16 protein-coding genes are annotated in these 20,881 nt (G+C 68.1%); 11 read left to right on the top strand and 5 right to left on the bottom strand.

Annotated features, from left to right (window positions below; translation table 11 throughout):
- Window positions 1–2: 2 nt before the first annotated feature.
- A complete protein-coding gene (locus SOM61_RS21190) occupies window positions 3–1,361 on the top strand; it encodes a diguanylate cyclase (RefSeq protein ID WP_320475912.1) in 1,359 nt (452 codons plus the stop codon).
- A gap of 69 nt (window positions 1,362–1,430) precedes the next feature.
- On the opposite strand, the gene SOM61_RS21185 is transcribed toward SOM61_RS21190, so the two are convergent.
- The 3 genes from SOM61_RS21185 to SOM61_RS21175 are packed head-to-tail and all read right to left on the bottom strand — an operon-like array spanning window position 1,431 to window position 6,201.
- Window positions 1,431–2,993 (bottom strand): FGGY-family carbohydrate kinase, encoded by a 1,563-nt coding sequence (locus SOM61_RS21185; protein WP_414675054.1) that lies wholly within the window; start codon window positions 2,991–2,993, stop codon window positions 1,431–1,433.
- Between the two features lie 2 nt (window positions 2,994–2,995).
- Window positions 2,996–4,597: a glycerol-3-phosphate dehydrogenase/oxidase gene (locus SOM61_RS21180; protein ID WP_320475910.1), complete on the bottom strand. Its 1,602-nt coding sequence runs from the start codon at window positions 4,595–4,597 to the stop codon at window positions 2,996–2,998.
- The gene (locus SOM61_RS21175) at window positions 4,594–6,201 is read right to left on the bottom strand and encodes an FAD-binding oxidoreductase (RefSeq protein WP_320475909.1); all 1,608 of its coding nucleotides are present in this window, start codon (window positions 6,199–6,201) and stop codon (window positions 4,594–4,596) included. Before SOM61_RS21175 ends, SOM61_RS21180 begins: the two co-directional genes overlap by 4 nt.
- 111 nt (window positions 6,202–6,312) lie before the next feature.
- On the opposite strand from SOM61_RS21175, the gene SOM61_RS21170 reads away from it, so the two are divergent.
- The 3 genes from SOM61_RS21170 (at window position 6,313) to SOM61_RS21160 (ending at window position 10,763) form a co-directional block, all read left to right on the top strand.
- Window positions 6,313–7,353 carry an AraC family transcriptional regulator gene (locus SOM61_RS21170; RefSeq protein WP_320475908.1) on the top strand — a complete coding sequence of 347 codons (1,041 nt, stop codon included), beginning with the start codon at window positions 6,313–6,315 and terminating at the stop codon, window positions 7,351–7,353.
- A 102-nt stretch (window positions 7,354–7,455) separates the two neighbouring features.
- On the top strand, window positions 7,456–10,425 hold the full coding sequence (locus SOM61_RS21165) for a sensor histidine kinase (RefSeq protein WP_320475907.1): 2,970 nt from the start codon (window positions 7,456–7,458) through the stop codon (window positions 10,423–10,425).
- Window positions 10,422–10,763, top strand: a complete 342-nt coding sequence (locus tag SOM61_RS21160; protein ID WP_320475906.1) for a DMT family transporter — start codon at window positions 10,422–10,424, stop codon at window positions 10,761–10,763. Before SOM61_RS21165 ends, SOM61_RS21160 begins: the two co-directional genes overlap by 4 nt.
- On the opposite strand, the gene SOM61_RS21155 is transcribed toward SOM61_RS21160, so the two are convergent.
- Window positions 10,760–11,698: a hypothetical protein gene (locus SOM61_RS21155; protein WP_320475905.1), complete on the bottom strand. Its 939-nt coding sequence runs from the start codon at window positions 11,696–11,698 to the stop codon at window positions 10,760–10,762. The genes SOM61_RS21160 and SOM61_RS21155 overlap by 4 nt on opposite strands.
- A 78-nt stretch (window positions 11,699–11,776) precedes the next feature.
- Window positions 11,777–12,535 (bottom strand): YoaK family protein, encoded by a 759-nt coding sequence (locus tag SOM61_RS21150; RefSeq protein WP_320475904.1) that lies wholly within the window; start codon window positions 12,533–12,535, stop codon window positions 11,777–11,779.
- Window positions 12,536–12,682: 147 nt separating this feature from the next.
- Here SOM61_RS21150 and dapC point away from each other — a divergent pair, with 147 nt between their 5' ends.
- From dapC to SOM61_RS21115, 7 genes are all read left to right on the top strand, one after another.
- Window positions 12,683–13,897: a succinyldiaminopimelate transaminase gene (dapC, locus tag SOM61_RS21145; RefSeq protein WP_320475903.1), complete on the top strand. Its 1,215-nt coding sequence runs from the start codon at window positions 12,683–12,685 to the stop codon at window positions 13,895–13,897.
- A gap of 44 nt (window positions 13,898–13,941) precedes the next feature.
- The gene (gene dapD, locus SOM61_RS21140; protein WP_320475902.1) at window positions 13,942–14,778 is read left to right on the top strand and encodes a 2,3,4,5-tetrahydropyridine-2,6-dicarboxylate N-succinyltransferase; all 837 of its coding nucleotides are present in this window, start codon (window positions 13,942–13,944) and stop codon (window positions 14,776–14,778) included.
- A gap of 97 nt (window positions 14,779–14,875) precedes the next feature.
- Window positions 14,876–16,018 (top strand): PilT/PilU family type 4a pilus ATPase, encoded by a 1,143-nt coding sequence (locus SOM61_RS21135; protein WP_320475901.1) that lies wholly within the window; start codon window positions 14,876–14,878, stop codon window positions 16,016–16,018.
- A 144-nt stretch (window positions 16,019–16,162) separates the two neighbouring features.
- Complete coding sequence (locus SOM61_RS21130) at window positions 16,163–16,522, top strand: ArsC family reductase (RefSeq protein WP_320475900.1); 360 nt, start codon at window positions 16,163–16,165, stop codon at window positions 16,520–16,522.
- A complete protein-coding gene (dapE, locus tag SOM61_RS21125; RefSeq protein ID WP_320475899.1) occupies window positions 16,519–17,655 on the top strand; it encodes a succinyl-diaminopimelate desuccinylase in 1,137 nt (378 codons plus the stop codon). The genes SOM61_RS21130 and dapE overlap by 4 nt, the downstream gene beginning before the upstream one ends.
- A 32-nt stretch (window positions 17,656–17,687) precedes the next feature.
- Entirely contained in the window at window positions 17,688–18,581 is an 894-nt protein-coding gene (gene prmB, locus SOM61_RS21120) for a 50S ribosomal protein L3 N(5)-glutamine methyltransferase (RefSeq protein WP_123072111.1), read from the top strand.
- 222 nt (window positions 18,582–18,803) lie between these two features.
- Window positions 18,804–20,804 carry an ATP-binding cassette domain-containing protein gene (locus SOM61_RS21115; RefSeq protein ID WP_320475898.1) on the top strand — a complete coding sequence of 667 codons (2,001 nt, stop codon included), beginning with the start codon at window positions 18,804–18,806 and terminating at the stop codon, window positions 20,802–20,804.
- Window positions 20,805–20,881 lie beyond the last annotated feature (77 nt).

The raw sequence follows: 20,881 nt of genomic DNA, 5'->3' as shown, positions 1-20,881 counted from the left end.
CGATGATGCATCCTGCCCTAGCGCTCGCCGCACCGGCGCGCCAATCCGCGATTCTGATCGTCGACGACGCTCCCGACAGCCTCGGGCTGCTGCAGGACATGATGCGCCAGCAGGGCTACCAGACCTTCGTCGCCAGTTCCGGCAAGCGCGCGCTCGACATCGCCGCCCGCGTCCAGCCCGACCTGATCCTGCTCGACGTCATCCTGCCCGACCTCGACGGCCTGGAAATCTGCCGCCGCCTGAAGCGCCAGCCCGATACGGCCCACATTCCCGTCATCTTCGTCAGTGCCTGCGGCGAGACCGAGGACATCGTCGCCGGCTTCGATACCGGCGCCGCCGACTACATCGCCAAGCCGGTGCGCATGGCCGAAGTGTGCGCCCGCGTGCGCGCCCAGCTGCGCCTGCGCAGCAGCAGCGAAAGCCAGAAGCAGCAGGCCGAGCGCCTGCAGCTGATCGTCGACGGCATGGACGAGGGCCTGATGCTGGTCGATTGCGAAGGCCGCGTGGTGTATGCCAACCCGGCCTGCGAACGCTTCCTGTCCCAGCCCAAGGAAGTGCTGGAAGGCGAGCTGCTGGCCGACCTGGTCGAGCCGCCCGCCGCCTACGACTACGCCGACTACTTCGCCCAGCCGCTCGATGCCGAGGCGACCGCGCGCTGCCGCGGCACGCGCGAGGTGCTGGTGCGCCAGTCGGACGGCACCATGCGCGCGATGGACCTGAGCCTGTCGCCGATGGCGGGCGGCGAGGCGCTGTTCGTCGCCCTGCTGCACGACATCACCCACCACAAGCAGTCCGAGACGGCGCTGCAGCGCGCCGCCCTGGTCGACCCGCTGACGCGCATCGCCAACCGTCGCCATTTCGACGCCTTCCTGGACAAGGAATGGCAGCGCGCCATCCGCAGCGGCCAGCCGCTGTCGCTGATCGTGCTCGACGTCGACCATTTCAAGGGCTACAACGACAGCCTGGGCCACGCCGCCGGCGACGCCTGCCTGCAGGCCATCGCCGAAGCGCTGCAATCGCACGCGATGCGCCCGACCGACCTCGCCGCGCGCTATGGCGGCGAGGAATTCGTCGTGCTGCTGGCCGATACCGGCGCCAGCGCGGCGGCGCGGCTGGGCGAAACGATCCGCGCCCACATCGAACGCCTGGCCATTCCGAATCCGCGCTCCGAGGGCCCCGGCGTGGTGACGATCAGCGTGGGCGTGGCGTGCATCGTGCCGACCCTGTTCGACGATATCCGTTCGTTCTTCATCTCGGCCGACCGCGCAATGTACGAGGCCAAGGCGCGTGGGCGTAATCAGGTGGTGACGGCGCAGGCGGGGGCGGCGTGGGAGCAGGTGCGGGGCGGGATGGCGCACTGATGGCGCAAGTGTCCGGCGAACCGCTGCGCATCTCGATCTGCCACTGCCTGGCTTGCCAGCGACGCAGCATCAGGCGCCGCGCGGATAGCCCGTAATGCGTGCAATGTCGCGATACATCGGCTGCAGCCGCCGGTACATCCGCAAATACACGTCCTTGTACAGCCGCTCGTAGACCGCCCGATTGGCGGGAATCGGCTCGAACACCTTCCCTACCCGCGTCATGCCCGCGACCGCACTGGCAAAATCCGTATACAGCCCAAGCCCCACGGCGGCATCGATCGCTGCTCCCAGCCCCGACGTTTCATACACATGCGGCCGCGCCGTCGGCAGGCCGAAGATATCGGCCGTGAGCTGCATCGCCGCGTCGCTCTGCGAGCCGCCGCCCGACACCCGCAGTTCGGTGATGCGCACGCCGCCGCGCCGCTCGATCCGCTCCTTGCCTTCGCGCAGCGCATACGCCAGCCCTTCCAGGATGGCGCGGTACACGTGGGCGCGGGTATGGACGTCGCCGAATCCGACGATCGCGCCCTTGGCTTCGCGCCCCGGCAGCCGGATGCCAGGGGTCCAGTAGGGCTGCAGCATCAGCCCCATCGACCCCGGCGGCACGCTGCTGGCCAGCTCGTCGAACAGCCGTTCCGGCGCCACTTCTTCCAGCAGCGCGCGCGATTGCTCGTGGTGGCCGAACTGCTCCTTGAACCAGTTGACCATCCAGTAGCCGCGATATACCTGCTGCTCGATGCTGTAGGCATCCGGCAGCGCGCTCGGGTATGGCGGCACGAAGCGCACCGCCTCGATGTAGCGCTGCGAGGTGATGTTGATGGTGGCCGTGGTGCCGTAGCTCAGGCACGCCACGTGCGGCGCGCAGCAGCCGGCGCCGATCACCTCGCAGGCCTTGTCGGCGGCGGCCGCCAGCAGCGGCAAGCCCTCCGGGATGCCGGTATCGAGCGCCGCCTGCGCGGTGACGCTGCCCAGGCGCGCGCCGGGAGGCGCCAGCTCGGGCAGCATGGAAGGCTTAACGGCAAGTGCCTGCCATTGCCAGGCGCGCGGTCCGGCCCAGCGCCGGCGCCGGTAGTCGAAGGGAATATAGGCCACCTGCGAGCCGCTCGAATCGATGAAGCGGCCGCCAAGGCGCCAGTTCAGGTAGCCCGACAGCAGCAGGAACTTGTCGGTGGCCTCCCAGACGTCGGGCTGGTGGGCGCGGATCCAGTTGATCTCGGCCTCGCCGGCCAGGTGCCGCATCGTGCCGGCCACGCCCGCCACCCGAAAGGCCGCGCGCCACAGGGGGCCAATCGGCGGGACGTCTTCAGTGCGGCGCTGGTCGAGCCAGGTGATCGCCGGCCGCAGCGGCCGCCCTTCGTGGTCCAGGTTGACCACGGTGCCGCGCTGGGCCGTGACGGCGACGCCGGCCAGGCGGGCGCGCTCGGCGCCGGGCTGGGTCCATAGCTGGCGGCAGGCCTGGCACAGCGCCTGCCAGTAGGCGTCGACGTCGTGTTCGTGCCAGCCCGGCTGCGGCGAACGGTAGGCGTCCAGCGCCACCTGCGACCTGGCCACGAGTTCGCCCTGCAAGTCGAACAGCAAGGCGCGCACGCTCTGCGTGCCGTTGTCGATGGCCAGCAGCAGCGGCGCCTGCACGGTCAGGCGGATGGAACGCCGTACTGCTTGCGCCACTCGGCCAGGTAGCGCCGCTCCTGCGCTTCCCAGCGCGCATCGTCCCAGCCAAGCTCCGGCTGGCACATGGTGCGGATGCGCGGCATCTGGTCGAGGCCGCCGTTAGGCAGCTGGATGCCGAGCCGGGTGCGGCGCAGCAGCAGGTCGTCCAGCTGGAAGACCTGCTCGGAACGTGCGGCCCAGCGCAGCTCGGCCCACAGCGTCTGCGTACCCGGGATGCATTCCAGCTCGCCGTTGCGCGCCGCGAGCAGCAGCGGCTTGGCCTGGGCGCCATAGCGTCCGGACAGCCGGCGCAGCACGCCGGACGGCAGGTCATGGCGCGCCGGCACCGCCACCCGCGCGAACACCGGCCCGCGCTCCGGACGCAGCTGCCAGCCGGGCAGCTGCTGCGACACGTGGCGCAGCACGTCGAGGGCGATCGAGCGGAAGGTGGTCAGCTTGCCGCCGGCCACCGAGACCAGGCCCGGTTCCGACCACACGAAGTGGTCGCGCTTCTCGGACGATGGCGCGCCGTGCTGGCCGCTGTCGATCACCGGCCGCACGCCGGCGAAGGTGGCGACGACGTCGACGTCGCTCAGCCCGAGATGCGGGAACTGGGCGTGCAGCGCCGCCATCAGGTAGTCGAATTCATGGCGCGTGATGCGCGCCTCGGTGTTCACCCCTTCCTCGTGGTCGACGTCGGTGGTGCCGACCAGGGTCACGCCCTCCCACGGGAAGGCGAATACGGGGCGGCTGTCGGCCGGGTGCAGCAGGCTGACCGCCTGCGCCAGCGGCAGGCGCCAGGCCGGCAGCACGAGGTGGCTGCCGCGCAGCGGCCGCAGGCGAGGCGCGCGATTGGGCTTATCGCTGCCTGCCGCGCCGCCTGCCGCGCCGCCGAGCAAATCGGACCAGGCGCCGGTGGCGTTGATCACCACCCGCGCGCGCACCGCCGTCTCGGCCTTGCTGCGTTCGTCGCGCAGCATGGCGCCATGCACCTTGCCGCCGTCGCGCACCAGCGACTGCACGGTCACGTAGTTGCAGGCGACCGCGCCATGGGCGCGCGCTTCGTCGATCACGCGCAGCACCAGGCGCGCATCGTCGGTCTTGGCGTCGGTGTAGCGGATGCCGCCGGCGAGGTTGGCTTCTGCAATATTCGGTGCCAGCATGCGGAACGATTCCGGGCGCTCCCAGTGCGGCTCGCGGCGGCCGGCCAGCATGTCGTACACGCGCAGCATGGCCAGGAAGCCCAGCCGCCGCTTGACGTCGGTGCCGTGGTCGGCGAAGGCGAAGCCCTGCGGCTCGACCAGGCCGGGCGCGGCGCGCAGCAGCGACTCGCGCTCGCGCACGGCGTCGCGCGTCAGGCGCAGGTTGCCGGAGGCCAGGTAGCGCAGGCCGCCGTGCACCAGTTTCGACGAACGGCTCGAGGTGCCCCATGCAAAGTCCTTCTGCTCGACCAGCAGGGTCTTGAGGCCGCGCCGCGCGGCTTCGAGCAGGATGCCGGCGCCGGTGATGCCGCCGCCGATCACCAAGAGGTCCCAGTCGCGTCCCGGCGGGAAGGCAGCGGCTTGAGAGGTAGGGACTTGATTCACGGCGTGACCAGCTTGCCCGGGTTCATCCGGCATTCGGGGTCGAAGTGACGGAACAGCGCCCCCATGGCGCCGAGTCCCAGCTCGCCCTTCTCGGCCGCCAGCCACGGCGCGTGGTCGACGCCCACGCCGTGCTGGTGGCTGATGGTGCCGCCGCAGCCGACGATCGCGCTCGAGACCCGGTCCTTGAGCTGGCGCCAGCGCGCCAGGTCGGCCTGGTAGTCGCCCGCCAGCCGGTAGACGAAGGTCGAATACACGCTGGCGCCCTGCGGATACAGGTGCGACAGGTGGGTGTAGGCGTGCACGCGCTCGCCGAACGCCTCCAGCGCAGCCGCCGCGGCCTGCTCGATCGCCGTCACCGCCGGCGTCACGTGCGGCCAGTCAAGCGCGGTCTCGACCGTGTCGATCGCATAGCCCTGCTCCCAGGCCGCATTGCGCAGGTAGACGCTGCGAAAGCGGTTGCGGCGCCAGCGTTCGCCCAGCGCGCGGCCGACGTGCACGCCGCGCTGGCGCCGCGCCAGGGCCACCGCCGCGCGCAGCGCCTCGCGCGCCTGGCCCCTGGCGCCGCTGGCGCCGACCAGCAGCATGCATTTGGCCTGGCCGCAACCGCGCCAGCCCAGGTAGCGCTCCAGCAGTCCCACCTGGCGGGCGTGGCCGGCCAGCGCCAGCATGGTGACCGTCTCGCCGGCGTTCGACAGGCGCAGCATCGACAATCCCAGGCGCGCCTGGGCCAGCGTCCGCGCCGCCTGCAGCGCATGTTCCCAGTCGGGGAAGAACAGCGCGTGGAAGGCTTCGTGCTCGGGCAGCCGGTTGATGCGTACCGCGGCGTGGGTCAGCACGCCCATGCGGCCCTCGGAACCGAGCACCATCTCGCGCAGGTCGATGCCGCTGCTCGATGCCGGAAAGGTCGGGATGTCGAGGGTGCCGGACGGCGTCTCGATGCGCCCGCCCGCGAACAGCTGCTCGATGCGGCCGTAGCGCAGCGACTGCTGGCCCGACGAGCGGGTGGCGATCCAGCCGCCGAGCGTGGAGTATTCGAACGACTGCGGATAGTGGCCGAGGGTGTAGCCGTGGGCGCGCAGCTGGGCTTCGAGATCGGCGCCGGACACGCCGGCCCCGAAGCAGGCCAGCTGCGCCTCGCGGTCGAGCGAGATCATGGCGCGCATGCGGCCCATGTCGATGGAGAGGCTCGGGCGCAGGCCGCCGTTGGAACTGTGGCCCACATCGAGGTGGCCGGCCACGCTGGTGCCGCCGCCGTAGGGAATGACCACCGCATCGTGGCGCGCCGCGAAGGCCAGCAGCTCGCGCACCTGGGCGCCGGACTCGGGAAAGGCCACGCCGTCGGGCACATTGCCCAGGCGGCCGTGGCGCAGGCGCAGCCAGTCCGGCAGGCTCTGGCCGAGGGCGTGGCGCGCGCGCGTGGCGCTGCTGGTGTCGATCAGGGGATGGGACGGCAGGCGGCCCGGCGGCAGGCCAGCGCAGGCTTGTTCGAAGGTCGCGTCCTGCGGGGCCGTGCCCCGGCCCAGCCGTGCGCCGAGGAAGGCGCGGGCCTCGCCTTCGAGCTGCACCGTAATCGACTCGTCACCCCAACCGTTCCAACGCCGCATCAATGACTTTCCGTTATACTGCAAGTTGTTCTTTTTGCCAGCTCAGTATTACTACAGGTATCACCTCAGGTAACACGTTAAAGACGCTCCCGCCAATCGTATTGCGCTTTCATGACACAGCCTTGCTCAATCACGCCACCATCCCCCATGGACGCGCGCGTGACCGGTTCATATCTGCAGCCCCTGCTGGAAACCGCCCTCGAGCGCGGCCTTACCCTCCCTGCATTGGCCGCGGCCGCCGGCCTGCCCCCAGAGTCGCTGGATCCGCTGCCCGAGAGCCTGCCCGCACGACGCTACATCGGCCTGCTCGAAGCCGGCGCGCGCCTCGCGAACGACCCGTTCTTCGGCCTGCACGTGGGCGAGAAGGCGCGCCCGGCCACCTATAGCGCCTACGGCATGCTGCTCCTGGCCTGCAGCAGCTTCGGCCATGCGCTGGAGCTGACCCAGCGCTACGAATCGCTGGCCCACGACCTGGGACGCAGCAGCCTGGCGCAGGGCGGCGCCCAGGCCCATTACGAATGGATCAGCCACTATCCCGACGCCACCCGGCACCTGGTGGAAAGCGTGTTCGCGGGCATCCGCGTGTTCGGCAGCTGGCTGGCCGGGCGGCCCCTGATGCCGCTGGCGCTGCGCGTCCGGCATGCCGACCCGGGCCACGGCGATGCCGAATACCTGCGCGTGCTGGGCATCGCGCCGGACTTCGGCGCGCCACTGAACTGCGCCGCCGTCGATGCCGCCCTGCTGGCGATGCCGGTACCGAACGCCGATACCAGCCTGTACCCGCTCTTGCTGCATCACGCCGAGCGCCTGCTCGAAGAACGCACAGCCCGGGTCGACCCGATCTTGGCGCGCGTGCGGGCCGCGCTGCTGCCGCGCCTGACCAGCGGCGAGGCGCGGCTGGCGCCGGTGGCGGCCGAGCTGGGACTGTCGACGCGTACCCTGCAGCGCAAGCTGGCCGACGCCGGTTCGAGCTTCCAGCAGGAGCTCGATGCGGTGCGCTTCGGCCTGGCCCAGGATTACCTGCGCCGGCGCGAGCTGGGCCTGGTCGACATCGCCTTCCTGCTCGGCTTCCAGGAACAGAGCGCGTTCACGCACGCGTTTCGTGAATGGAGCGGCATGAATCCGGGTGCATGGCGCGAACAGGCCGCCTGAATCGGTCGCGATGATCGGTCCGGATGACTGGACCGGGAATGATTTAACTGCAACAATCCGGGAATGAGTATCATTTACCGATTCCGGGCATGGCTGCGCGCGATGCTTCTCGTACTATCGTGCGCTTGGGCGCCGGCTGCCCTCGCCCTCGACCCGAGCATCGCGCTGGACGGCTATCGCCATGAGCGCTGGGGCGAGCTGGAAGGCGCGCCGCGCTATGTCGACGCGCTGGCGCGCAGCCAGGACGGCTGGCTGTGGGTCGGCAGCCGCTATGCCGGCCTGCTGCGCTTCGACGGCCTGCGCTTCCTGCCGTTCGAAACGGGCGACGGCAGCCGCCTGCAGAATAACAATATCAGCGCGTTGCGGCCCGGCCCTGACGGCGAACTGTGGATCGGCCACGGCAGCGGTGGCCTGAGCGTACTGCGCAAGGGGCGCTACCGGCACCTGCTCACGCCCGAACAGAGCGGCAGCGTGTTCGCCATCTCCCTCGGCGCCGATGGCGCACCCTGGATCGCCGGCTGGCGCGGCCTGTTCCGGGTCGAGGGCGATCGCGTCGTGCGCATCGGCCCTGAACTCGGCTATGACGGCGCGCGCGCCGAATACGTGCTGGCCGACGGCGCCGGCCGGGTCTGGGCCACCGACGGCGCGGCGCTCTACCTGCGCGAGGCCGGCGCAACGCGGTTTCATCGACTGCGCCCGGTGCGCGGCGATTCGATGCTGCTCGAGGCGCGGGATGGCAGCGTATGGCTGGTGCTCGGCAAAGAGTTCGAGCAGGTGGCGCCGCCCTCGCCGCGTCGCCTTCCCTTTCAACCTGGCAGCGCCAACACCTACCAGTCTCTGTTCGACCGCGATGGCAACGTCTGGTCCGGCAACTGCCCGGTCGGCATTTGCGTGCTGCGCCCGGCCGACTGGCAGCGCGGCGCGCGTTTCACGCCGGTCGGCGCCGCCGAGCGGCTCGACCAGGCATGGCAGATGACCAGCCTGTCGGTGCTGGCGTTGATGGAAGACGGCGACGGCAGCATCTGGGTCGGCACGCCCTCGGGCCTGGAGCGGCTGCGCGACCACGCTGTGCACATGGTGCCGGAACTGCTCGACCGCGGCGTCTCCCACCCGGCCCGGGACCCGGACGGCGGGATCGTCGCGGCGCGGGTCCAGCGGCTGGACGATACGGCTGGCCTGGTGCGCATCGAGAATGGCAAGGTTCGCGACCTGCCCGACCCCATCGCCACCCACGTGCTCGACCGTGCACCGGACGGCACGCTGGTGCTCGGCGGCCGGCACGGCATCGAGCGGCATGGCCGCACGGGCGTCGAGCGCATCCCTTTGCCGCCCGCGGTCAGCGCGGCCGCCGACAGCATCCGGCCCCGGCGCCTGACGGCCGGCAACGACGAAATCTGGCTCTGGACCGGACGCATGGGCGCCTGGCATTACCGCAACGGCGCCTGGACCCGGCCGCCGCTCAAGGAAGACCACCCGCAGCAGGTGGCCTTCGACGCCGCCGGCCGCAGCTACCTTGGCCTGCCCGGCAACCGCCTGCGCATCGTCGATGGCGCGGTGCGCGAGTACAGCGCCGCGGACGGCCTGGAGATCGGCAAGTTCAGCCTCATCGTGCCGGGCCAGCCCCTGCTGGTGTCGGGCGAGGACGGCATGCAGGTCCTGGCAGGCGCGCGCTTCCGGCGCCTGGCCGCCGCCCTGCCGGACGGTATCGGTGCGGCCAGCGGCATCGTCACCGACACCGCCGGCGTACGCTGGATCAACACCGAACGCGGCATCTACCGCGTCACGCCCGAAGACTGGACGCGCTCGATGAACGACCCCGGCATCGCGCTGCGCGGCCGGCTGTTCGATGCCGCCGACGGCTACCTGGGCGGCGGCGTGTCGGGCCTGCAGTCGCGCACGGCCGCGATGGCCAGCGACGGCACGCTGTGGTTCGCCGGCGAGCGCGGCCTGGCCTGGATCGATCCGCGCCGGATCGCGCCCAATCCGGCCACCCCGAAGGTCGAGGTGCTGGGCCTGTCCAGCGGCGCGCGTCGTTATCCGGCCGACGCCGACGTCACGCTCGACCAGGGCACCGAGACCGTCCAGATCGACTATACGGCGCCCAGCCTGCGCATGCCGCAGAAAGTGAGCTTCCACTTCCGCCTCGCGGGCAGCAAGGAGTGGGAGGACGCGGGCGCGCGCCGCAGCGCCTTCTTCCAGCGCCTGCCGCCCGGGGTGCATACCTTCGAGGTCATGGCCGTCAACGAGAGCGGTGTGGCCGGACCGGCCACGGCGCTGGTATTGCACATCCCGGCGCGCTATTACCAGACCTGGTGGTTCCTTGCCGCCTGCGTGCTGGCGCTCCTGTCCATGATCGCCTTGGCCTATCGCCGGCGCACGCGCCGCCTGGCGCGGCGCATCGAGGACGAGCTGCTGACGCGGCTGCGGGAACGCGAATCGATCGCCCGCTCGCTGCACGACACCTTCCTGCAGAGCGTGCAGGGCATGCTGCTCAGGATGCATTCCGTGGTCGCCCGGCTGCCGGCCGACAGTCGCGAGCGGGCCGAGTTCGAGCGCGTCATGGAAGACGCCGAGCGGGTGCTGGAAGAAGGCCGCGACGAAGTCCAGGGCCTGCGCCGGGGCTTTGCCGATGCCGACGCCTTCTGGCAGGGTTTGCTGCGCGACGTCGAGCTCATCGTCCCGGGCGGCGGCAAGCGGCTCGCGCTGTCGGCGCCGCCGGGCGCCGTCGAACGGCTGCCGGTGCGCCTGCGCGGCGACGTGCATGCGATCGTGCGCGAAGCGCTGGTCAACGCGCTGCGGCACACGCCCGGCCCGGTCCGGCTCGAGGCCGACCCCGGCCAGCGCGGCCTGACGCTGACCGTCAGCGACGCGGGAGCGGACGGGCGCGCCGCGGACAAGCCCGGCCACTTCGGCCTGCAAGGCATGCGCGAGCGCGCCGCCCAGATCGGCGCCAGGCTGCGCATCGACAGCGGCGCGGCTGGCACCCGGGTCACGCTGGCGATTCCGGTCGAGCCCGATCAGGCGGTACAATCGCGGCCTGCCCTTTCCACCTCAATAGAAGAAACTCCATGACCCCAGCCATGACCGGCTACCTTTGGTGCGCGCTGGCGGCGCTTGCCAGCGCGGCCGCCACCTTCCTCATCAAACTGTCGAACCAGCACGGCGTCGACTGGAACCTGGTGCGGCTCGCCTTCCTCGGCGGCGCCGGCGCCACCTATGCGCTCGGCTTCGTATGCTATTCCGTCGCCCTGCAAAAGCTGGACATGAGCCTGGCCTACCCGGTGATGACCGGCGTCGCGATGCTGGCGGTGGCCGCGATCGGCGTGGCCGCGCTCAACGAGCCGCTCGGCATCAGCAAGATCGTCGGCATGGTCCTCATCGTGGCCGGCGCATTCGCGCTGGTGCGTTAAGGCCGGGTCCTGTCCCGCAGGCCGACACACACCGCGAACGGCACCAGGAACGGATACAGACCCCAGACCAGGCGTCCTTCCACGCGCACGCTCAGCGCCGCATACAGCTGGGGCAAGGCCATCAATAGCAGCAGGCCGGCCAGCGGACGTAGCTGTGGCGGAGCCGACCGCCAGCCGACGAACGCCAGCGGCACCACCAGGAAGGCCGTCCCGGCGATCGAGGCCAGCGAACGCACGTCGCGCAGCGCCGCCAGCACCGTCCCGAAGTTGGGCTGCCAGGTATAGCCGGGCAGGCCGGTGATGATGTACCAGCGCACCAGCACCATCCAGCCGCCGGCGGCAGCCAGGAACGCCAGTCCCGGCAGCACGGCGATGCGGCGCGTCGCCACCAGCCACACGAGCAGCAGGACATTCTCTTCGCGGATCGCCGAGCCGACCAGGCCGGCCACGGCGGCCAGCCAGGGCTGGCCGGACAGCACCGCCAGCACGAAGACGGCGCGAGCGCAGATCGAGCCGGGATCGACCAGCAGGTAAGGCGCATACCAGAAGGTCGGCAGCGACACGATCATCAGCAGGCCGGCCGCGATGGCGCGCTTGTGGCCCAGTCCCGCGCGCAGGACGACGGCCGACATGCAGCAGGCGCCGGCGATCACCAGGAGCCAGTTCAGGAAAGCGAAACTGTTACGCAAGTCTCCCGGCATGACGGACGCGGTGGCCGGCACCAGCAGGCGATACGGGAAAGGCGCCCGCAGCTCGCTCGCCGCGAGCTCGCCGCGCAGGTAGCGCGCGGTATCGTAATAAGCTTGGGAATCCTCGACCGTGCCGCCCCAGCGCCAGCACATGACGGCATAGGCCAGGATCGCGAAGGAGACCGCCAGCAGCGGCCAATTGAGGCGCGCGGCAGCGGCGGCGCGCGAAAACGATGCGTTGTGCATAAAAAGCTAGTGGCGCAAATCGGGATGATACATGGTCGCACCCCGGTGTGAACCCCGCCCACGGCGATTGATGCAGGATCAGGCGTCGTGCCGCCTCAATACACGCACGGCATCGTCGACCACCGGCACGATCGCCAGCACGCACAGGAAGGCGGCCAGCGGCACCGTGGACAGGTAGCCCAGGTGCTTGAAGCCCAGCGCCCCCACCACGCCGCCCAGGCAGAACGCGCCCAGCAGCGACAGCATCAGCATCAGGCGCCCGAGGTTGGCCGTGACCTTCGGCTGGCGCAGCGGGCCGTCGGCGTTCCAGTAGGCCATCTTGCCCAGCTCGATGCCGATGTCGGTCACGATGCCGGTCATGTGGGTGGTGCGGATCTCGGCGTGCGAGACCTTGGTGATGACCGCGTTCTGCAGCCCCATCATGAAGCACAGCAGCATCACGGTCAGCGGGATGAAGAATCCGTCGATCCCGGCCAGGCGCGCGCCGAGGATGCCGAACACCAGCAGAAGTATCGCTTCAAGCAATAGGGGCAGCGCGAAGCCGCTATGCAGGCCGCGGCGCCGGATGTAGTTGACGAGGATGGCGGTGCAGGCCGCGCCGAGCAGGAAGCTGAGCAGCGCGCCGAGCGCGGCCAGCACCAGGTGGGTGTCGCCGAGTACCAGGTGGTCGGCCGCGCTGGAGACGATGCCGGTCATGTGCGAGGTGTATTCGCGCACCGCGAGAAAGCCGCCGGCATTGATCGCGCCGGCGACGAAAGCCAGCGCCACGCCCAGGTGCCGATTGGCGCCGGGAGTGCGTTCATGTCCTGTCAGGCTGCGCGCGTAACTGATCGGCACGGCGGATGGCTCTCCGTATGAATTCGCTGTTCGATGATGATTGATGTTACCGCAAATCACTTGTCGTACGCTCGAACGTTCTTCCATTCATAGAGCTATAATAAAAAATTATCGAAAAGCGCACACTGCTGTGCGCCCAAGACTGCCGTGAATCCCCATCTCGACAAGCTCCACCCCTACCCGTTCGAAAAACTGCGCCAGCTGTTTGCCGACGTCACACCGAACCCGGCCTATTCCGCGATCAGCCTGGGCATCGGCGAACCGAAGCATCCGACGCCGGCCTTTATCGAAAAGGCGCTGACGCATTCGGTGGCCGGCCTGGCCAGCTATCCGAGCACCGTGGGCAGCGAGCCCCTGCGCGTGGCCATCGCCGGCTGGCTGGAACGCCGCTACGGCATTCCGGCGCTGGACCCGGCCACCATGGTGCTGCCGGTGAACGGTTCGCGCGAGGCGCTGTTCGCGATCGCCCAGTGCATGATCGACGCCTCCAAGCCGGATGCGCTGGCGATGTGCCCGAACCCGTTCTACCAGATCTACGAAGGCGCGGCCTACCTGGCCGGCGCCACGCCGTACTTCGTCAACTCCGAACCCGCGCGCAACTTCGCGCCTGATTACGGCAGCGTGCCCGACGATGTGTGGCCGCGCGTGCAGCTGCTCTACGTCTGCTCGCCCGGCAACCCGACCGGCGCCACGCTGGGCCTGGACGACTGGCGCCAGCTGTTCGAGCTGGCCGACCGCTGGGGCTTTTTGATCGCGGCCGATGAATGCTATTCGGAGATCTATACCGGCGCGGCGCCGCCGCTGGGCGCGCTGGAAGCGGCGCATCAGCTGGGCAGGAGTGGCGGCGATCAACCGTACCGCAAGCTGATCGTGTTCTCGAGCCTGTCGAAGCGCTCGAACGTGCCGGGCATGCGCTCCGGTTTCGTGGCCGGCGATCCGCTCGCGATGAAGAAATTCCTGCTCTACCGCACCTATTGCGGCGGCGCGATGTCGCCACCGGTGCAGGCAGCCTCGATCGCGGCCTGGAACGACGAGCATCACGTGCACGACAACCGCGTGCTGTACAAGGAAAAGTTCGCCCTCATCACCCCGCTGCTCAAGGACGTGATGGACGTCGAGCTGCCCGATGCCGGCTTCTACCTGTGGGCCGACGTGCGGCGCAGCGGCCTGTCGGACACCGACTTCGCACGCCGCCTGTACGCCGACTATAATGTGACGGTCCTCCCGGGCAGCTACCTGGCGCGCGAAGCGCACGGCCAGAATCCGGGGCGCGACCGTATCCGCATGGCCCTGGTGGCCGGCGTCGACGAAGGACTGGAGGCGGCGAACCGCATCGTCCAGTTCTGCCAGGGCCTCAAGTAGCGCCCCCACGAATTCCTGTTTTCATTCCAACCAAGATCAGCATCATGACCCAACAACTGCAAACCATCATCGACACCGCCTGGGAACAGCGCGCAGAAATCAGCCCGAACAGCGCCAGCGCCGAAGTGCGCGACGCCGTCGCCCACGTCATCAAAGGCCTCGATGACGGCAGCCTGCGCGTGGCGCAAAAGGACACCGGCACCTGGGTCGTGAACCAGTGGATCAAGAAGGCCGTGCTGCTGTCGTTCCGCCTCGAGAACAACGTGCCGGTCGCTTCCGGCGCCCTCGGCGGGAGCCTCCAGTTCTACGATAAAGTCCCGACCAAGTTCGCCGACTACACGCCAGAAGATTTTGCACGCGGCGGTTTCCGCGTGGTGCCGCCGGCCGTCGCCCGCCGCGGCAGCTTCATCGGCAAGAACGTGGTCCTGATGCCGTCCTACGTCAACATCGGCGCCTACGTCGATGAAGGCACGATGGTCGACACCTGGGCCACCGTCGGCTCGTGCGCCCAGATCGGCAAGAACGTCCACCTGTCGGGCGGCGTCGGCATCGGCGGCGTGCTGGAACCGATGCAGGCGAATCCGACCATCATCGAAGACAACTGCTTCATCGGTGCGCGCTCGGAAATCGTCGAAGGCGTGATCGTCGAAGAGAACTCGGTGATCTCGATGGGCGTGTACATCGGCCAGTCGACCAAGATCTACAACCGCGAAACCGGCGAAGTGAGCTACGGCCGCGTGCCATCGGGTTCGGTCGTGGTGTCGGGCAGCCTGCCCTCGGCCGACGGCAAGTACAGCCTGTACTGCGCGGTGATCGTCAAGCGCGTGGATGCGCAGACGCGTTCGAAGACCGGTATCAACGAGCTGCTGCGCGGCGTTTAATATCCGCGAGTGCCCGGCCGGTTGAACGCGTGGACCGCAGAGCCGTCCACGCGTTCTACCGGCGCTGAAATACCCGAACCATAACGGAGACGATGCGATGGCCATGGACCGCCTGTTCCAGCTGATGAAAGAGAAGAGCGCTTCCGACATGTTCTTCGCCGTGAACTCCCCGGTACACATCAAGATCAACGGCGCCCTCATCCCCATCAACCAGCATCGCCTCGAACCCGAAAACATCCTGTCGCTGCTGTCCGAGGTGGCCACGCCGGAACAGCTGCTCGAACTCGAACGCGACAACGAACTGAATATGGGCGTGTCGGTCCCCAACCTGGGGCGCTTCCGCCTGTCGGCTTTCCGCCAGCGCGGCTCGATCTCGGCCGTGTTCCGCTTCGTGCCGGCCGACATCCCGCCGCTCGGCGGGCTGGGACTGCCGCCCGTGCTGTCCGAGCTGATCATGGAAAAGCGCGGCCTGCTGCTGGTGGTCGGCGCCACGGGCTCGGGCAAGTCGACCACCATCGCCGCCATGCTCGACCACCGCAACGAACAGCGCACCGGCCATATCCTGACGCTCGAAGACCCGATCGAGTACCTCTTCAAGAACAAGAAATCGATCGTCAACCAGCGCGAGATCGGCAGCGACGCCAGCAGCTTCGGCATCGCGCTGAAGAACTCGATGCGCCAGGCGCCCGACTGCATCCTGATCGGCGAGATCCGCGACCGCGAGACGATGGCCGCGGCGCTGGCCTACGCCCAGTCGGGCCACCTGGTGCTGGCCACCCTGCACGCCAACAACAGCTACAACGCGCTGAACCGCATCATCAGCTTCTATCCGATGGAAAACCGCGGCGCACTGCTGCAAGACCTGGCCTCGAGCGTCAAGGCCATCGTCTCGCAGCGGCTGGTGAAGTCCGCGGCCGGCGGCGCGCGCCAGGCGGCGGTCGAAGTGATGCTGGGCACCCGCTACATCGCCGACCTGATCGAGAAAGGCGAGATCGGCCAGATCAAGGAAGCGATGGACAAGAGCCTGTCGCCCGGATCGCAATCGTTCGAGGGCGCGCTGTTCAAGCTGGTCAAGGATGGCCTGATAACGCAGGATGAGGCGCTGGCCAATGCCGACTCGGCCACCAACCTGCTGTGGCTGCTCAACAATGGGCCGGACAGCCAGGTGCAGCAGGAAGAGCAGAAGAAGCCGAGCGAGCCGCAGGGCGCCTCGTTCACCGAGTTCACGCTCAATTCCTGACCCGGCGCCGGACGCGCCAGGCGGCGCGCCCGTCCGCCTCATCTGTGTACAATCGGTCCTGAATGACCTTGTGCGTCCCGGCACGCATACACTATCCTCACGCCTTTTCGAACGACCACGCCGCCCTGGCGGCCAAGATTGCCCATGACTACGACTCTCTACGGAATTCCCAACTGCGACACCGTCAAGAAGGCCCGCACCTGGCTGGCCGACAACGGCCACGACTTCACCTTCCATGACTTTAAGAAACAGGGTCTGAGCCGCGAACTGGTGCAGGGCTGGCTGAAGGACCTCGACTGGGAAACCCTGGTCAACCGCAAAGGAATGACCTGGCGTAACCTGTCAGACGAGCGCAAGGCGCAAGTCAATGATGCGGACAGCGCGACCGACCTGATGCTGGAAAATCCGTCCGTCATCAAGCGCCCGGTGCTTGCCGGCGTCGGCCCGGTCTCGGTCGGTTTCTCGAACGACGCCTACACCAGCAAGTTCGAGAGCGCCAGGTGAAACCTTCGCGCACCCTGCTGCTGACCGAAGAGCTGATTGCGCTCGATTCGATCACGCCGCACGACAAGGGTTGCCAGCAGCGCCTGATCGAGCTGCTGGCGCCGCTGGGCTTTCGCTGCGAGACCATCGAGTCGAACGGCGTGACCAATCTGTGGGCGCGCAAGGGTAGCGAAGCGCCCCTGTTCGTTTTCGCAGGCCATACCGACGTGGTCCCGGCCGGCCCACTGCACCACTGGGAATCTGCACCCTTCGTGCCGACCATGCGCGACGGCAAGCTGTATGGGCGCGGCGCCTCGGACATGAAAACCTCGATCGCGGCCATGGTGATCGCCTGCGAGGAATTCATCGCCGACCACCCCGACCACCGGGGCTCGATCGCCTTCCTGATCACCAGCGACGAGGAAGGCCCGGCCATCGACGGCACCGCGGTCGTGGTCGACCTGCTGGAAGAACGCGGCGAAACGCTCGACTACTGCCTGGTCGGCGAGCCGACCTCGAACCACGTGCTGGGCGACACGATCAAGAACGGCCGCCGCGGTTCGCTGTCGGGCCACCTGGTCATCAAGGGCATCCAGGGCCACATCGCCTATCCGCAGCTGGCGCGCAACCCGATCCACCAGGCCGCGCCGGCGCTGGCCGAGCTGACGGCCGAGGTCTGGGACGAAGGCAACGAGTACTATGCGCCGACCAGCTGGCAGATCTCGAATATGGCGGCCGGCACCGGCGCCAACAATGTGATCCCCGGCCAGTTGACGATCGATTTCAACTTCCGCTTCTCGACCGCCAGCACGGCCGAGGGCCTGGAAGCGCGGGTGCACGCCATCCTCGACCGCCACGGCCTGGATTACGACCTGGAGTGGACGCTGTCGGGCCAGCCTTTCCTGACCGAGAAGGGCACGCTGTCGGACACCATCTGCGGCGCCATCAAGGAAGAACTGGGCGTGCAGGCCGAATTATCGACCACCGGCGGGACCTCCGATGGCCGCTTCATCGCCCGCATCTGCCCTCAGGTGATAGAATTCGGGCCACCGAACGCAAGCATCCACAAGATCGATGAACACATCGAGCTGCGCTACATCGATCCCCTGAAGAATATCTACCGCCGCACGCTGCAATGCCTGCTGGCTGCCTGATCGGGGCGCTGACCTAACACGAGAACAAGACCATGACCAACACCACCTTCAGTACGCCGCGCGACCTGCTGCGCTACGCCATCACCCGCTTCAACTCTGCCCGCCTGTTCTTCGGCCATGGCAGCGCCGAGGCCTTCGACGAAGCGGCCTACCTGATCCTGCACACCCTGAAACTGCCGCTGGACCGCCTCGAGCCCTTCCTCGACGCCCGCCTGCTGCCCGACGAAGTGCTGCAGGTGCTGGCCGTGATCGAGCGCCGCGTCACCGAGCGCGTGCCGGCCGCCTACATCACCAAGGAGGCCTGGCTGGGCGAATACCGCTTCTACGTCGACGAACGCGTGCTGGTGCCGCGCTCCTTCATCGCCGAGCTGATCCCGCAGCAGTTCAGCCCATGGCTGACCGACCCGGAAGGCGTCGAGAACGTGCTCGAACTGTGCACCGGCAGCGGTTGCCTGGCGATCATGATGGCCGACACCTTCGAGAACGCCGTGGTCGATGCGGTCGACATCTCGAAGGACGCGCTGGCCGTGGCCGAGCACAACATCCGCGAATACAAGCTGGAAGGCCGCGTGAACCCGATCGAGTCCGACCTGTACGAGAACGTGCCGTTCAAGAAGTACGACCTGATCATCACCAATCCGCCGTACGTGAATTCGGAGTCGATGCGCACCCTGCCGCCCGAATACCTGAACGAGCCGCAGATCGCGCTGGCCGGCGGCGAAGACGGCATGGACCTGGTGCGCAAGATCATCGCCGGCGCCGCCGAGCGCCTGACGCCCGAAGGCATCCTGGTGGTCGAGATCGGCAACGAGCGCGAGTTCGCCGAAGCCGCCTTTGGCCACCTGGGCCTGACCTGGCTGACCACCAGCATCGGCGACGATGCGGTATTCCTGCTGACGGCCGAGCAGCTGCAGACCGCGCAGTAAAATACGCGATTCGCCGGCGCTGATGATCGCGCCGACCTCCGAACGTCGTCCCCGCCCTCGCCGGGCGCCTTGGCGGGGACCCAAGTAAGCATGCGTTGCCGCTCCGTTTGATGTAATGGCAGCTCACGAAAACTTGGGTCCCCGCCTTCGCGGGGACGACGTGCATGAGCCAATAACGAAGCAACACCCGTTCGAACCGTTCGACTAAGTAGACAAACTCCCATGATCCGTATCCAGAACGTCAGCCTGATGCGCGGCACCAAGCCGCTGCTCGTCGACGCCGACCTGACCCTCAACCCGGGCGACAAGATCGGCCTGATCGGCGCCAACGGCGCCGGCAAATCGAGCCTGTTCGGCATGCTGAGGAACGAATTGCATCCGGACCAGGGGCAGATCGACTTCCCCGCCAAATGGCGCATGGCCTATGTGGCGCAAGAGACCCCGCCGCTCGAGCGCGCCGCGCTCGACTACGCGATCGACGGCGACGTCGGCCTGCGCAAACTCCAGGCCGAGCTGGAAGAACTGGAATCGCATCCCGACGCCGACGCCCACGGCATGCGCCTGGGCGAGCTGCACGGGATGCTGGCCGACGCCGATGCCTACACCGTTCAGTCGCGCGGCGAACAGCTGCTGCTGGGCCTGGGCTTCTCGCTGGCCCAGATGAACCAGCCGGTGGCCAGCTTCTCGGGCGGCTGGCGCATGCGCCTGAACCTGGCGCAGGCGCTGATGTGCCCTTCCGACCTGCTGCTGCTCGATGAACCGACCAACCACCTGGACCTGGATGCGATCATCTGGCTCGAGGACTGGCTCAAGCGCTATCCAGGCACCCTGATCATCATCTCGCACGACCGCGACTTCCTCGACGAGATCGTGAACGTGATCGTGCACATCGACGACCGCAAGCTGAAACGCTACGGCGGCAACTATTCGAGTTTCGAGCGCCAGCGCGCCGCCCAGATGGTGCTGCAGGCCTCGGCCATCGAGAAGCAGAACCGCCAGCGCGCCCACCTCGAATCCTTCATCAACCGCTTCAAGGCGCAGGCCACCAAGGCGCGCCAGGCGCAGAGCCGGATCAAGGCGCTGTCGCGGATGGAAGAACTGGCGCCACTGCGCGCCGCCGCGGAATTCTCGTTCGAATTCCGCGAACCGCTGGCCGCGCCGAATCCGCTGCTCGTGCTCGACGGCGTGGACGCCGGCTATCCGCTGCTCGACGAGCATGGCGACAAGGTCGGCGCCAAAACCATCGTCAACCACATCGATTTCTCGCTCACGATCGGCCAGCGCATCGGCCTCCTGGGTGTAAACGGCGCCGGCAAGTCGACCCTGATCAAGACCATCGCGGGCGAACTCAAGCCGCTGACCGGCGAAGCGACGATCGGCAAGGGCCTGTCGATCGGCTACTTCGCCCAGCACCAGGTCGAGATGCTGCGCCACGACGAATCGCCCCTGTGGCACCTGGTGAAAATCGCGCCGACGGTGCGCGAGCAGGAACTGCGCAACTTCCTCGGCAGCTTCAACTTCCCGGGCGAAATGGTGACCAGCCCGATCAAGCCGTTCTCGGGCGGCGAGAAGGCGCGCCTGGCGCTGGCCCTCATCGTATGGCAGCGCCCGAACCTGCTGCTGCTCGATGAACCGACCAACCACCTGGACCTGGAAACGCGCGAGGCGCTGACGATGGCCCTGGCCCAGTTCGAAGGCACGCTGGTCGTGGTCTCGCACGACCGCCACCTGCTGCGCGCCACCACCGACCAGTTCATCATTGTTGCCGACGGCCGCCTGCAGCCTTTCGACGGCGACCTGGACGACTACAAGGACTGGCTGTTCAAGACCAAGCTGGGCAAGGGCGGCGACGCCCTGCCCGGGCAGGCAGCGAAGGCGGCCCAGCCGGCCGCCAAGGCCAGCGCACCCGCGCCTGTCGTGACCGTGTCGCCGGCCGAGCGCAAGGAGCAGAAACGCGTCGAAGCCGAAGAACGCCAGCGCATGGCGGCCCAGCGCAAGCCCTTGGAAACCCGGGTCAAGCGCATCGACGAGCAGATGGCCAAGCTGAGTGCGAAGAAAGCGACGATCGACGCCGAACTGCTCGACCCGGCGATCTACGAGGCCGAGAACAAGGATCGCCTCAAGACGCTGGTGGCCGACCAGGCCTTTGCGGCGCGCGACCTGGGAGCGCTCGAGATGGAGTGGCTGGAGATCCAGGAGCAGCTGGAAGCGTTGACTGTTTAACTGCCGTCGTTACTGCCACTAGCCCAAAACCGTCGTTCCCGCGAAGGCGGGAACCTAAGTTCTCAAGCGTTATCGAA

It is taken from the genome of Massilia sp. CFBP9012 (assembly GCF_034045115.1).
Lineage (GTDB): Bacteria > Pseudomonadota > Gammaproteobacteria > Burkholderiales > Burkholderiaceae_D > Telluria.
This window is presented reverse-complemented; position numbering and strand designations above follow the sequence as displayed.